The sequence below is a fragment of the Roseateles sp. GW821-FHT03B02 genome (genome assembly GCF_059421025.1).
Map to the genome: position 1 here is coordinate 118181 of NZ_JBWKUV010000003.1, position 13686 is coordinate 131866.

Sequence of the window (13686 nt, forward strand, 5' to 3'; positions counted from 1 at the left end):
GGAGCTCAGGAAAGCCTTGAATTGTAGAAGCCGGGGCTCCACCTCCCGTTCGGGCCCAATCTCCTGTCCGCCATGATCGACATCACCCTCCAGAACTTCGAAGCCGAACTCATCGTCGCCTCTCAGCAGCGCCCCGTGCTGCTGGACATCTGGGCGCCGTGGTGCGGCCCCTGCCGCACGCTCGGCCCCATGCTGGAGAAGCTAGAGACCGCCTACGCCGGCCGCTTCACGCTGGCCAAGCTCAACAGCGACGAGGTGCCCGAGATCGCGTCGCAGCTCAGTCAGATGTTCGGCGTGCGCTCCATCCCCTTCTGCGTGATGTTCGCGGGCGGCCAGCCGGTGGACGGCTTCGTCGGCGCCATCCCAGAGGCGCAGATCCGCGAGTTCCTGGACAAGCATGTGCCGCCGGGCGAGATGCTGGAGGCCGAGGAAGACGTCGCGGCCGCCGAGGAGCTGATGGCCGGCGGCGACCTGGAGGCCGCGCTGGGCAAGCTCGCCCACGCCGTGCAGACCGACCCGTCCAACGACGTGGCCCGCTTCGATTACGTGAAGGCGCTGCTGGAGCTCGGCCTGGTGCCCGAGGCCCGCGAAGCCTTCGCCCCGGTGGCCGCCAAGGCCGCCGACACGCTGGTGCCCTCGCCCCGCCTGGCCGCCCTGGCCACGTGGCTGGCCGCCTTCGATGCCGCCGCCGGCGCCGACCCGGCCGCGCTGCAGGCTGCGATCGCCGCCAACAAGCGCGACTTCGACGCCCGCTTCGCGCTGGCCCAGACGCATCTGGCCGGCCAGCGCTTCACCGAGGCCATGGACGAGCTGCTGGAAATCATCATGCGCGACAAGGCCTGGATGGACCAGGCGGCGCGCAAGACCTATGTAGCCATCCTGGAGCTGCTGACCAAGCCGGCGCCCAAGCCGGCCGCCGAGGCCAAGAGCGGCACGCTGGAACTGGCCGGCAAGGCGGCGGTCGTGCACAGCGACCCGCTGATCGACCAGTACCGCCGCAAGCTGTCGATGGCCCTGTTCTGACCCTCGCGGGTCAGTGGTTGGCGCGGCTGTTGCGGATGTCGCGCAGCCGCACGCACTCGGGGTCGTCCTTGTAGATGGGCTTCTCGCACTGCCGGTCGATGCACCAGGCGCGCGCGAACAGCACCCGGCCGCCGCAGGCCTCGTTGGCCGTCTTGGGTTCGCTGGACGGCGCGGGCGCTGCTGAGGCCGGTCCGGCCTTCGCGGAATTGCCGCCGGCATTGCCGGACGCAGCCGGCTCGGGCGCAGCGAACACCGGGCTGCGCGGCACGGGGCGGAAGTCGCCGGCCTTCTCGGTGACGACGGGCCTGGAGGCCGCGTCCCGTCGCAGCGGCGAGGACGCGGCAGACGAGGCGGTGCGAGCGGGCATGGGGGTCGCCGCCGAGGCAGCAGCGGGCTTGGGCGGCGTGACCACCGGCAGCGGGGCCGATGCCGGCGCCGGCGCCGGCTGGGGGGCCGGCGCGCTGGCCACCGGTGTCGCCGCCTCGGCCGGCGACGCGGCCAGCGAAGCCGGCGCCGCCATCGAAGCCGCCGGCATCGCGGCCTCAGGCTTGGCCGGGCTGCTGCGCAGCTGCATGACGAAGAGGCCCAGCAACGCCAGCGCGGCGACCCCGCCGCCCACCATGACCGGCCCCTGCCAACCGCGGGGCGAGGAGGGCGCAGCCCGGCTCGGCGCGGCTGCCGGCGACGGCGACGGCGACGGCGACGGCGGTGGCGGCGGTGGCGGCGTGTTCTTGCGCAGCGGCACGACAACGGTCGCGCCGGGGTCGTCGTCCAGCTGCGAGGGCGTGCCTTGCACGGTGTCGGCGAACTCCAGGTCCAGCGGCTCGGCGGGCGCTGGCGCCGGTGGCGCGGCGCGGGGCGGTGCGGGCTGGGCGAGCGGCACTTCGGCGCGACCGTCGAGCACCTCCCGCCAGGCCGCCACGCTCTGCGGCCGCTGGTGCGGTGCCACGCGCAAGGCCCAGTCCAGGCCGGCCAGGAAGCCCGGCGAATAGCCCGGCACTGCCAGCGGCGCCAGTTCGTCGCCCATGGCGCGGGCCGTGGCCGGCGGCGGCGGGCGGCCGGTCAGCAACTCGTGCATGGCCGCGGCCAGCGCGTAGAAATCGGTCCAGGGGCCCTGCTTCAGCGTCGTGGCTTCGGCGTACTGCTCGATGGGCGCGAAGCTGGGCTTGAGGATGGCCGTGAAGACCTGGGTGCGGTCGCTGATGGCCTGGCGGGCGGCCCCGAAGTCCAGCAGGATGGGCGGGCTGCCGTCGGCCGGCATGAAGATGTTGTCGGGCGCGACGTCACGGTGCCAGACATGCTGGGCGTGCAGCGTTTCCAGGCCGCCGAGCACTGCGTCGAAGATGCGGCGCACCCAGGCCTCGGGCGGCGGCGTCGGGCGCGCCTTGCGGGCCTCGCGCAGGTTCTGGCCCACCAGCCGCGGCATGGCCATGTAGGCGGTGCCGTTGGCTTCCCAGAACCGGTAGACCTTGAGCAGCGAGGGATGGTCGAAGCGGGCCAGCAGCTTGGCCTCGTTGACGAAACTGCGCCGGCCGAGCTCGAAGGTCTCCTTCATGGACACCGAGCGCACCGACACCTGGGACTGCCCGTCGCGCGAGGCGAACTGGCTGGGCATGTATTCCTTGATCGCAACCTCGCGCTCCAGCGAGTGGTCACGCGCCAGGTAGACGATGCCGAAGCCGCCCACGCCCAGCGTGCCGAGGATTTCCAGCTCGCCAAAGCGGGTGCCCACCGGCAAGGCGTTGATGGCTTCGTCGTCGCGGGCGTCGGCGGTCATAGGCCGGCGAGGGTAACGCAGGCCGGACACGCCAGCCCTCGGGAGAAAGCCCGGTCAGCGTGCTGGACTGCCCATTCCGGCCTCGCTCAACCGGGTCACCCACAGGCGCCGCTGGGCGGCATCGTCGGACCAGGCAGCTTGGGCGGCGTCGCCGTGGCGGGCGGCGAGTGCGTCTTCGCGCAGCCGGGCGTAGACCTGGGCCAGGCGGGCGTGAAGGGCTGCACGCTCGTCGAGATCGCAGTGCGGCGAGTCCTCGGCCAGCACCTCGACGGCGGCCTGGTCGGCCAGCGCCCGGGCGCGCAGCGACTCGCCGGTGTTGGCCCAGCACCAGGCCAGGTCGGCCAGCAGGCTGCCGCCGGTGCGGGCCAGGCCGGCGGCCACGGCCTCGGGCAGGTGCGCCTCCAGCAGCGCGGCGGCGGCGGCGAAGTCGCCCTGCACGGTGAGCAGCTGGGCGCGCAGCAGCGGCGTCAGGTCGGCGCGGGCCGAGCCGCCGACGGCGTCGTCGAAATGACCGATGGAGTCCACGCCCAGCAGCACGGCCGGCGCCTCGCCGGGTTCGCCGGCCAGGGCAGCATGGCGGATGCGCAGGGCGCGCATCTGCATCTGGTTGTAGAGCAGGGCCGCGAGGCCGGCGTCGTCGCCATCGGCGCTGGCCGCACGGCGGCCCCAGGCGTACCAGGCGGAAGCGGTGGCCTCGTCCTGGGCCCCCAGCGCGAGATCCCAGGCCATGCCCAGCGCCGAGGCGACGCGGCAGGCTGCGGCGGTGTCCGCCGGCGCCGCCAGCACGGCCGCGGCATGGACGACGAGGCGGTCGATGTCGCGGTCGACGAAGGCCATCTGCGCCAGCCAGGCGTCGCACAAGGCCTGCAGCGACGCAAGGCCCGCGGCCTGGGCCATCACCTGGGCACGGCGCACCCGCTCGCGGGCGCCGCCGCCGAAGGCGCTGAAATAGGCGGTCAGCCCCTCGGCGAGGTGCAGCCAGGCGGCCAGTTCGATGCGCGGATGCGCGAGGGCGCGGGCCTGCAGGCGGTTCAGCTCCTGGCGGGCCTCGGCCTCGCGGCCGTGGCGCAGCCACAGGATGGCGCGCTGGGCCTGCAGCACCGCGGCACGCGCCGGCATCGAAGCAGCAGCGGCGATCTCGCCGTCCAGCTTCTGCGCCAGCCGGCTGCGCAGCTTCACCGGCCCCGTCGCGCTCATGCCGTCAGCCGCTGCAAGGCTTCCTCGTACTTCTGCACCGTGTTGGCGATGACCTCGGCAGGCAGGGCCGGCGCCGGCGCCTTCTTGCCCCAGGGCTGGCCGTCGATGCGCACGGCCTCCAGCCAGTCACGCACGAACTGCTTGTCGTAGCTGGGCGGGTTGCTGCCCGGCGCGTAGCTCTCGACGGGCCAGTAACGCGAGGAGTCGGGCGTCAGCACCTCGTCCATCAGCGTCAGCGTGCCGTCGGCGTCCAGGCCGAACTCGAACTTGGTGTCGGCAATGATGATGCCCTTGGTGAGGGCGAAGTCGGCGGCGCGCTGGTAGAGCTGGATGGAGATGTCGCGCACGCGGGTGGCGAGCTCGGTGCCGATGATGGCGGCGGCCTGCTCGAACGAGATGTTCTCGTCGTGGTCACCCATCTCGGCCTTGGTGGCGGGCGTGAAGATGGGGGCGGGCAGCTTGTCGGCGTTGCGCAGGCCGGCCGGCAGCTTGACGCCACAGACGCTCTGACTCGCCTGGTACTCGGCCCAGCCGCTGCCGGCCAGGTAGCCGCGCACGACGGCTTCGATGGGCAGGGGCTTCAGGCGCTTGACGAGCATGGCGCGGTCGCGGATTTGCTCGCGCTCGGCGCCGGTGACGACGGAGAGCGGGTCCTCGCCGGTCAGGTGGTTGGGGACGATGCCGTCCAGCTTGTCGAACCAGAACAGCGCCATCTTCGTCAGCAGCGCGCCCTTGCCCGGGATGGGCTCGCCCATGATGACGTCGAAGGCCGACAGGCGGTCGCTGGCGACCATCAGGATGCGTTCCTCGCCGACGGCGTAGTTCTCGCGCACCTTGCCGCGGCCGAGCAGGGGGAGGGAGGTGAGGCTGGATTCGTACAGGGCTTGGGGCATGGCGGCACGGCTCAGGGAGAAGGCGCCGGATTTTAGGTTGCCGCCCTGCCCTGCCCGGCCAGATAGCGCCGGACCATGCCCGCGAAGCTGTGCACGTCGATGGGCTTGGTCAGGCAGCCGTCGCAGCCGGCCGCGCGAAACCGCTGCTCGTCGCCCTGCATGGCGTAGGCAGTGAAGGCGATGACGGGCAGATCGGCGAGGTCGGGCGTGGCCTTGATGGCGCGCACCAGGCTGAGGCCGTCGACGCCGGGCAGCTGGATGTCCACGAGGGCGATGTCGGGCCGGCAGGCCCGCAGCCGCGTCCAGGCCTCGTCGACATGCAGCGCGCGGTCGACGACGAAACCGTCGGCCTCCAGCACGTACTGGGCGAGGTCGAGGTTGAGCTCGTTATCGTCGACGACGAGGACGCGTTCACCGGCCATGTTCAGCTCCCCGCGCGGCGGCGGCCGCGGCGGTCCAGTTGCGCGGCGCGCAGCAGGGCGTCGCGCACCTCGGCCAGCGAGCGGCCTTCGCCCGCGCCGGCAATGCTGGCCGCCGAGCGTGCCAGGGCCTCGATCTCGTCGACGCCCAGCACCAGCGCCGTCCAGACGATGACCGGCAGCTCGGCCCAGCGCGGGTCGCGGCGCAGCTCGTGCAGCACCTGGAAGCCGTCCACGCCGGGCATCATCAGGTCGAGCACGACGGCGGCGGGCTGCAGGGCCGGCAGGCACCGCAGGGCTTCGGCGCCACCGGCCACGGCGACGGCTTCGACGCCGGCCGCCTGCAGAGCCGCGCACATCAGCTCGCGGGAGCCGGCCTCGTCGTCGACGACCAGCACCGGCCGCCCCGGCCCGAGGCGGTCGCGCAGCGGCACCAGGGCACGCGCCAGCGCCGGCCGGCGCAGCGGCTTGGCGAGCACGTCGGCCACCGGGAAGGCGACGCCGGCACCCGAGGCCGGCGTCAGGGCCAGCGCCTTGACCGCCGCGTGCATGGACGGCCCGCCGCTGCGCAGGGCGGCGAGCATGCCCAGCCCCGGCGCATCGGGCAGGCCGAGGTCGATGGCCAGCTCGGTGTAGCGGCGCACGCGCGCCAGCCGCAGCACCTCGGCGGCCGTGGCGGCGGTGTCGGCCGCCACGCCGGCCTGCGACAGCTCGCGCGCCACGCCGTCGCGCAGCGGGTGGTCGCGCAGCGCCACCAGTTGCTGGTGCGCCGGCCGCGGCGCCTGGGCGGTGGCGTCGACCGGCTGGCGCGGCAGCACGGCGTAGAAACGGCTGCCCCGGCCGGGCTCGCTGTAGACGCCGACCCGGCCGCCCTGGGCCTCCACGAGCCGGCGCGTCAGCGCCAGGCCCAGGCCGGTGCCCTGGTGCTGCTTGGCCAGGCCGTCGTCCAGCTGCTGGAACTCGACGAAGAGCTGCCCGAGCCGGTCGGGCGGGATGCCGATGCCGCTGTCCTCCACCTCCAGCCGCCACAGCCGCGGCCCCTCGCCCACCATGCGCAGCGCCACGCGGCCGCCGGCCGGCGTGAACTTGATGGCGTTGGACAGGTAGTTCAGCAGCACCTGCCTGAGCCGCGCCGGGTCCAGCACCAGGCCGCGCAGCTCGGGCGCGATGGCGGACGCCAGGCTCAGGCCGCGCTGCGCGGCCAGCACCGCGATGGTGGCCATCACGTCGTCGACGAGGGCCGGCAGCTCGACGGGCTCGGCATGGAAGTCCATCTTGCCGGCCTCGATCTTGGACAGGTCCAGCACGTCGTTGATCATGTTCAGCAGGTGGCGCCCACTGCTGGCGATGTGCTGCAGCCACTGGCGTTGGCGCGCCGGGTCGGGCGGCGGGTCGCTCATGGCCAGCAGCTCGGAGAAGCCGATGACGGCATTCAGCGGCGTGCGCAGCTCGTGCGACATATTGGCCAGGAACAGGCTCTTGAGCCGGCTGGACTCCTGCACGCGGCGGTTCTCGGCGGCCAACCACACGGCCTGCTGGCGGGCCTGCTCGGCGGTGCGCATGGCCGTCACGTCGGCCGCGATGCCCACCAGCCGCGGCGAGCCCGCGTCGTCGCGCGTGACGCGGGCATCCAGGCGCAGCCAGTGCACGCTGTCGTCGGGCCAGAGGACGCGGAACTCGGCATGCCAGGGCTGCTGGCCCTGACTCGGCTCAAGCAGGGCGTTCAGGCCGGCGTCGACCATGGCGCGGTCGTCGGCATGCACGGCGGCCAGCAGGCGCCCGCGGTCCCAGGTGCCGGCCGGATCGACGAGGCCGAAGCACTGATCGTAGCGGCGCGAGCGGTGGATGAGCCCCGTCTCCAGCTCCAGCTCCCAGTCGCCAATGGCGGCGGACTCCAGCGCGAAGCGCAGCCGTGCCTCGCTCTGGCGCAGCGCGGCCTCGATCTGGCGCTGGTGGGTCAGGTCGCGGGCCGACTTGATGCCGCCGATGACGCGGCCGGCCGCGTCGCGCAGCGGCGAAACCTGGGCCGAGATCTCGACGCGCCGGCCGTCCTTGGCGATGCGCACGGTCCGCAGGGGCGGCACCGACTGCCCCTGGGCGAGTCGGCTCAGGATGCCCATCTCCTCGGCCTCCCGCTCGGGCGGGATCAGCATCTGCACCGGCTGGCCCACGGCCTCCGCGGCGGTGTAGCCGAACATCTGCTCGGCCGCCGCGTTCCAGTTCGTGATGCGGCCTTCCAGCGTCTTCACGACGATGGCATCGGCCGAGGACTCGACGACGGCGGCCAGGCGGCGCACCTCGGCTTCGGCCGCGGTGAGGCGCCCGACGTCGCGGAAGACGATGGCGATGCCGCGCTCGCGGCCGTCGGCATGGCGGGTCAGGTCAGCATGGATCTCGACCGGATGCTGGCTGCCATCGCGCGCGACGCAGATGGCCTGACGGCGCAAGGCCCCGTCCTGCTGCCAGGCGCGGACGACGGCAAAGGGGTTGCCCGCCTTCAGCGCCGCCGGCATGCCCTCGCGCTGGAAGACCTCCCAGACCGGCCGGCCCAGGGCCTCCTGCGCAGGCCAGCCGGTGATGCGCTCGGCCACGGCGTTGATGCGCGTGACACGGCCCTCGCCGTCGGTCGTGATGAAGCCGGCATCGATGGCAGCCAGCGTCGCGGCCAGGCTCTGCTCGGTCTCCAGCAGATGGTCCTCGGCGCTGGTGCGGCGGTCCACCTCGCGGCGCAGCGCGTCGTTGGCGCTGCGCATCTCGTCGATGGACGGCAGGGCCAGCAGGGTGGGCATCAGCCGCCAGGCAACGGCGGCGGTCAGCACCGACGCGCAGGCGGTAAAGACCTTGCCCGCCGTCTGCAGGGCGTAGTCGGGGCGCCAGATGGTCCAGACGTCCAGCACATGCGTGACGCCGCAGGCAAAGATGAAGACGGCGAACAGCGTCGCTAGGCTGCCCAGGTTGACCTGCGGGCGCTGCCGCGCGTAGCGGGCGATGACGAGGGGGATGGAGAAATAGGCCAGCGCGATGGCGAGGTCGGCGCCGACCATGGTCCACAGCAGGCCGGGCGACCACTGGAAGCAGTAGCCTTGAGGCAGGAAGCCGGCCCGCGCGACGGCCCCGGTCAGTTCGTCCATCTCCCGCTCCAAACTCCCACTACGGTGGAGTTATGGCGGGGATTGTGTTCCCTGGGCAGGTCGCCTCGCCGCCCTGGAGCGTGGTTTATTGCCGGGACTTCAGCGCGGCGCGATCAGATCGAAGCCGGCGTAGCGGGCGATGAAACGCTGCCGGCCCTCGCGGCCGAAGGCCTCGACGTCCCAGTCGCCTGGCAGCAGGCGGTCGGCGAATGCGGCGCGAAAGCGGTAGACCTGGGCCGGCAGCATGCTGCCGTCGGTCAGCGCGACGACGACATCGGCGCGCTCGTACTCCTCGCCCTCGAAGGCATCGAGCCGCGCCCAGGCGGCGGCATCGACGTCGCGGTAGACCCGGCCCGCCACCCGCTGGCCGGGCGCCGCCTGCAGGCCGGGGTAGTCCTGGCCGCGCACCGGGCGGCGCACGTGATCGGCCAGCAAGGCCGGCTCGCTGGCGAACTCACGCCCGCAGACGCGGGCCATGATGTCGGCCCACATCAGCGAGCCGTAGGTGAAGGCGTGAGCCGTCACTGCACCTTCTGCGCCAGCTCGCCGCGGGCGTAGGCGCCGGCGATGTCGACCAGCGTGCGGCCCTTGATCTTGCCGGCCTGGCCTTCGCAACCGAACTGCATGTAGCGCTGCTTGGCGATGACCTTGGCGGCCTCGCGGGCAGGCTTGAGCCATTCGCGGGCGTCGAACTTGTCGGGGTTCTCGGCCAGGAACTTGCGCACCGCGCCCGTCATCGCCAAGCGGATGTCGGTGTCGATGTTGATCTTGCGCACGCCGTGCTTGATGGCTTCCTGGATCTCCTCGACCGGCACGCCGAAGGTCTCCTTCATCTTGCCGCCGTACTGGTTGATGATGGCCAGCAGGTCCTGCGGCACCGACGACGAGCCGTGCATGACGAGGTGGGTGTTGGGGATGCGCGCGTGGATCTCCTTCACGCGGCCGATGGCCAGGATGTCGCCCGTGGGCTTGCGGCTGAACTTGTAAGCGCCGTGGCTGGTGCCGATGGCGATGGCCAGCGCATCCAGCTGCGTGGCCTTGACGAACACCGCGGCTTCCTCGGGGTCGGTCAGCATCTGGGAGTGATCCAGCTTGCCCTCGGCACCGATGCCGTCTTCCTCGCCGGCGTCACCGGTTTCCAGGTTGCCCAGGCAGCCCAGTTCGCCCTCGACGGTGACGCCCACAGCGTGCGCCATGTCGACCACCTTGCGGGTGACTTCCATGTTGTAGTCGAAGGACGACGGCGTCTTGCCGTCCTCCATCAGCGAGCCGTCCATCATCACGGAGCCGAAGCCCAGGTCGATGGCGCCGGCGCAGACCTTGGGGCTGGTGCCGTGGTCCTGGTGCATGACCAGCGGGATGTGCGGGTACATCTCGGCCGCGGCCTGGATGAGGTGCTTGATGAAGGGCTCGCCGGCGTATTTGCGGGCGCCGGCCGAGGCTTGCAGGATGACCGGCGCGCCGACCTCGTCGGCCGCGGCCATGACGGCCTGCACCTGCTCCAGGTTGTTGACGTTGAAGGCTGGGATGCCGTAGCCGTTTTCGGCGGCGTGGTCCAGCAACTGGCGCATGGAAACGAGAGGCATGGGATGTCCCCGGTGGAGTTGAGAAATCTGGCCGACTGCGACTCCCAACGTACTTGGTAACCGCGCCGTAACTGGTTGGGGATTCTATGGAGTCAGGGCGCGCCCCATCCCCCGCGGATGAGAGTAGTCAGCACAATGCGCGGATGACAAGACTGGTGTTCGACCACCTCACCAACTGGATCACGGCGGCGGCCAGCGAGCATTCCCTGGATCTGGCGGCCCACATCGAGGAGCGCACCGGGGCCAGCCACCGGGCGGTGCTGTCGGCACTGAAGCGCCTGGTGGACGCCGGCTGGCTGGCCCGCTCCGGCACCGGCCGCCGGCCCGTCTTCTCCCCCGGCAGCCTGCGCCAGGTGGCGCGCAGCTACACCCTGCACGGCCTGCAGGAAGATCTGCCCTGGCAGCGCGACTTCGCGCCTCATTTCGCGCTGCCGAAACACGTCGAACGCATGATCCAGCACGGCTTCACCGAGCTCGTGAACAACGCGGCCGACCACTCCGGCGGCAGCAGCGTCACCGTGTCGCTGCGCCAGACGCCCACCCACGTGCAGCTGCTCGTCAGCGACGACGGCATCGGCGTGTTCGACAAGATCTGCACCGCCTTCCAGCTGGAGGACACCCAGCACGCCATGCTGGAGCTGAGCAAGGGGCGCCTGACCAGCGCGCCCGACGCCCACACCGGCCGCGGCCTGTTCTTCAGCAGCCAGCTGGCCGACGTGTTCGACATCCACGCCAACAACACCGCCTACCAGCGCCGCGCCTGGGAAAGCGCCGGCTGGAAGAAAGGCCGCGCCCTGCCCCGCCAGGGCAGCAGCATCTACATGGCCATCGCGCTGAACACGACGCGCACGCTGGACGGCGTCATGGAAGCCTGGAGCATCCAGGGCGATGGCATCGAGTTCGACCAGACCCGCGTGCAGCTGCGCCTGCTGACGACCGAAGGCCAGGCGCTGGACTCGCGCGCCGCCGCCCGCCGCGTCGGCCTGCGACTGACGACCTTCAAGCGCGCGGAGATCGACTTTGACGGCGTGATCGACGTGGGCCACGGCTTCACGGACGAGCTCTTCCGCGTCTTCGCCAAGGCCAACCCGCAGATCGAGCTGGTGGCCGTGAACACCACGCCGCGCATCGCGGCGTTGGTGATGAGTGCGAGGGCGGGGTGAGGCGCATCGCACTACTCCTCCTGGCGGTACTCGCCGGCTCGGCATGGGCACAGGGCGACAGCGGCTGCAACGACGCCATCGAGGCAGCCTTGCGCGCCGCAGCGGGCAGGCACAAAGGCGCATTGACAGCCAGCGACTGCCGACCTTGGCCGGCAGCTCCAGGCCGCGTGGCCGCAGCAGTGATGGCCTTCGAGAAACCCGGCATAGGCGCCTACGGCGACCAGGCCTGGGACGTGGTCATCGCGCTGGTGGACCTGACCAAGGATCAGACGCTGAGCAGCCATCGCGCCACCGTGGATGCCGACGCCACCACCTACATCGGCGGATCCAGCCTGAGCCTGGATTTGGCGCCCTATCTGCTCCGGCCGGGTGTGCGCGCTCTCGGGCTACGCTTCAGCAGCGACCGGGGCAATACGCTGGCCAACAGCCGCAGCGGCACGCCGTTGAGGCTGTACGTCGCCGAAGGTCGCCGCCTGCGCCCCGTGTTCTGCCAGGCCATGGGTTGGCAGGATGCCGGAATGGGCGTGATCGGCCAAGACGCGTGGGACGAGGCGTCCACGACCTTGAGTGTGAGCCCTCGACAGACCCGCGGCTGGCAAGACCTGCGCCTCACCGATCATCGCAGTCGCTACACGCCCGATTTCGAGGCGAGCAAGTCCGTCACATCGCACCGTAGCTGCCGTTTTGACGGCGGCATCTATCGCTGCGAACCGCCCGCCAGCCAGGCCATCACGGACTGCGATCCCGCAGGCCTTTGACGTTCAGGTCCGCCTGAGCGGCGGCACCGGCGGCACCGGGATGCGCGGGCCGACGTAGCCCTGAACCTCACCAAAGCGCCCGCCGTCCTCCCGCGCCCAGTCTTCCGCCCAGGCCTGCATTTCCGCCGGCTCGCGGCCGACGAAGTTCCACCACAGCAGCGGCGGCGCAGACCAGGGCTCGCCGCCCAGCAGCAGCAGGCGCGTGGCCGACGTGCAGCGCAGCTCGACCGACGCGCAGCCCGGCCCAATGTAGAGCAGCGTGCCGGGCGCAACGGTCTCGACCGCGTCGTGGCTGGCAGGCGCGATCTCGACCTCGCCTTCCAGCAGCATCAGCCCGTGTTCGAAGCCGGGCTGCAGCGCGATGACCGCATCGGCCGGGCCGTCGGCCGCGAGGTCCACGCCCAGCAGCGGCGTGAAGCTGGGCACCGGCGAGCGCTGGCCGTCCAGTTCGCCCACCAGCAGCGTGCCGTCGAAGCCGCCGACCGCGCAGCGCGGCAGGTCGGGGAAATGCTGGAAGCTCGGCGCCCTCTCCCGCTCGGCATCCGGCAGCGCGATCCACAGCTGCGCCAGGTGGATGCGGTCGGACAGCGACTCCTCGCTGTGCGCGATGCCATGCCCGGCCGTCATCAGGTTGACCTGGCCGGCGCGCAGCACCTGCTCCGAGCCCAGGCTGTCACGGTGCAGGATCTCGCCTTCGATCATCCAGCTGAAGGTGGACAGCCCCGTGTGCGGATGCGGCCCGACGTTCATGCGCTTCTCGGGCGGCAGCGTGGCCGGGCCGGCGTGGTCGGCAAAGCACCAGGCGCCGATGACGCGCCGGCTCTTGGCTGGCAGGGCACGCTGGATGGGGATGCCGCCGACGTCGCCGACGTGGCTGGTGATGCGTTCGATGTGCAGGCTCATGCTGCCGTCCTCTTCGCCACGAAGGCGACAAAGCCCTGGACGAAGTTCTGCAACTGCTCAAGCACCTTGTCGTCGACGAGCTTGCCGTCGGCATCGAAGACCGTGCCGGCCCGCGACACCATCAGGCGCCCGGCCATCCAGAAGTCGCAGCCGAAGGTGCGCAGCACGGACAGCAGGGCGTCCTGCGACTGCACGGTGCCGAAGCCGCCCGGCGTGGCGCCCACCAGCCCGGTCGGCTTGCCGCCGAACAGCTTGGCGCCCTCGCCGCTGGGGCGCGACAGCCAGTCCAGCCCGTTCTTCAGCACGCCGGGAATCGAGTTGTTGTACTCGGGCGTGCCGATGAGCAGCGCGTCGGCGGCGCGGATGGCCTCGCGCAGCGTGGTCACCTCCTCGGGGATGCCCTGCGCCTCGACGTCGCCGTCGTACAGCGGGATGCCGTGCAGGGTGCGCAGCTCGATCGTGACGCCCGCGGGCGCCATCGCGGCGGCGGCGCGCAGCAGGGCGGTGTTGTAGGACGCGCGGCGCAGCGCGCCGCTGAGGGCGATGATGTGCATGAAGGCATGATGCCAGCCCCGGAGTCCGAGATGCATAGATTCACCCTGCCCGACATGAGCTGCGGCCACTGTGTCGCCGCCATCACCGACGCGCTGAAGGCGGCCGACGCCCAGGCCGTCGTCCGCATCGACCGCGAGGCCCGCACGGCCGAGGTCGACAGCGGCCTGCCGCGAGACGCGCTGGCCGCCGCGCTGACGCAGGCCGGCTACGCGCCGGCGCCCGACGTGAAATGAAACCGAAGACGGGGACACACGAGGTGCGGGCCGCCCCCTAGCATCCGG

Annotated in this window: 13 protein-coding genes; 4 read left to right on the forward strand and 9 right to left on the reverse strand. The window is 71.7% G+C overall.

Annotation, left to right across the window (positions count from 1 at the left end):
* Positions 1–72: 72 nt before the first annotated feature.
* The gene (locus AC07VX_RS10335) at positions 73–1023 is read left to right on the forward strand and encodes a tetratricopeptide repeat protein (protein ID WP_493164634.1); all 951 of its coding nucleotides are present in this window, start codon (positions 73–75) and stop codon (positions 1021–1023) included.
* 10 nt (positions 1024–1033) lie between these two features.
* Here AC07VX_RS10335 and AC07VX_RS10340 read toward each other — a convergent pair whose 3' ends face one another.
* From AC07VX_RS10340 to fba, 7 genes are all read right to left on the reverse strand, one after another.
* On the reverse strand, positions 1034–2800 hold the full coding sequence (locus tag AC07VX_RS10340) for a serine/threonine protein kinase (RefSeq protein WP_493164635.1): 1767 nt from the start codon (positions 2798–2800) through the stop codon (positions 1034–1036).
* Positions 2801–2854: 54 nt separating this feature from the next.
* On the reverse strand, positions 2855–3997 hold the full coding sequence (locus AC07VX_RS10345) for a hypothetical protein (RefSeq protein WP_493164636.1): 1143 nt from the start codon (positions 3995–3997) through the stop codon (positions 2855–2857).
* Positions 3994–4890, reverse strand: a complete 897-nt coding sequence (locus tag AC07VX_RS10350) for a phosphoribosylaminoimidazolesuccinocarboxamide synthase (protein ID WP_493164637.1) — start codon at positions 4888–4890, stop codon at positions 3994–3996. The genes AC07VX_RS10345 and AC07VX_RS10350 overlap by 4 nt, the downstream gene beginning before the upstream one ends.
* A gap of 32 nt (positions 4891–4922) precedes the next feature.
* A complete protein-coding gene (locus tag AC07VX_RS10355) occupies positions 4923–5312 on the reverse strand; it encodes a response regulator (RefSeq protein WP_493164638.1) in 390 nt (129 codons plus the stop codon).
* A 2-nt stretch (positions 5313–5314) separates the two neighbouring features.
* Positions 5315–8440 (reverse strand): PAS domain S-box protein, encoded by a 3126-nt coding sequence (locus tag AC07VX_RS10360; RefSeq protein WP_493164639.1) that lies wholly within the window; start codon positions 8438–8440, stop codon positions 5315–5317.
* A 99-nt stretch (positions 8441–8539) separates the two neighbouring features.
* Positions 8540–8965: a gamma-glutamylcyclotransferase family protein gene (locus tag AC07VX_RS10365; protein ID WP_493164640.1), complete on the reverse strand. Its 426-nt coding sequence runs from the start codon at positions 8963–8965 to the stop codon at positions 8540–8542.
* Positions 8962–10026, reverse strand: a complete 1065-nt coding sequence (gene fba, locus AC07VX_RS10370; RefSeq protein WP_493164641.1) for a class II fructose-bisphosphate aldolase — start codon at positions 10024–10026, stop codon at positions 8962–8964. The genes AC07VX_RS10365 and fba overlap by 4 nt, the downstream gene beginning before the upstream one ends.
* Before the next feature lie 143 nt (positions 10027–10169).
* On the opposite strand from fba, the gene AC07VX_RS10375 reads away from it, so the two are divergent.
* A complete protein-coding gene (locus AC07VX_RS10375; protein ID WP_493164642.1) occupies positions 10170–11189 on the forward strand; it encodes an ATP-binding protein in 1020 nt (339 codons plus the stop codon).
* On the forward strand, positions 11186–11947 hold the full coding sequence (locus AC07VX_RS10380) for a PA3715 family protein (RefSeq protein ID WP_493164643.1): 762 nt from the start codon (positions 11186–11188) through the stop codon (positions 11945–11947). The genes AC07VX_RS10375 and AC07VX_RS10380 overlap by 4 nt, the downstream gene beginning before the upstream one ends.
* Before the next feature lie 3 nt (positions 11948–11950).
* Here AC07VX_RS10380 and AC07VX_RS10385 read toward each other — a convergent pair whose 3' ends face one another.
* Positions 11951–12850, reverse strand: coding sequence for a pirin family protein (locus tag AC07VX_RS10385; protein WP_493164644.1), 900 nt, complete (start codon positions 12848–12850; stop codon positions 11951–11953).
* Complete coding sequence (locus AC07VX_RS10390) at positions 12847–13404, reverse strand: NADPH-dependent FMN reductase (protein WP_493164645.1); 558 nt, start codon at positions 13402–13404, stop codon at positions 12847–12849. Before AC07VX_RS10390 ends, AC07VX_RS10385 begins: the two co-directional genes overlap by 4 nt.
* Positions 13405–13434: 30 nt before the next feature.
* On the opposite strand from AC07VX_RS10390, the gene AC07VX_RS10395 reads away from it, so the two are divergent.
* Positions 13435–13638: a heavy-metal-associated domain-containing protein gene (locus AC07VX_RS10395; RefSeq protein ID WP_493164646.1), complete on the forward strand. Its 204-nt coding sequence runs from the start codon at positions 13435–13437 to the stop codon at positions 13636–13638.
* The last annotated feature ends 48 nt before the right edge of the window (positions 13639–13686 follow it).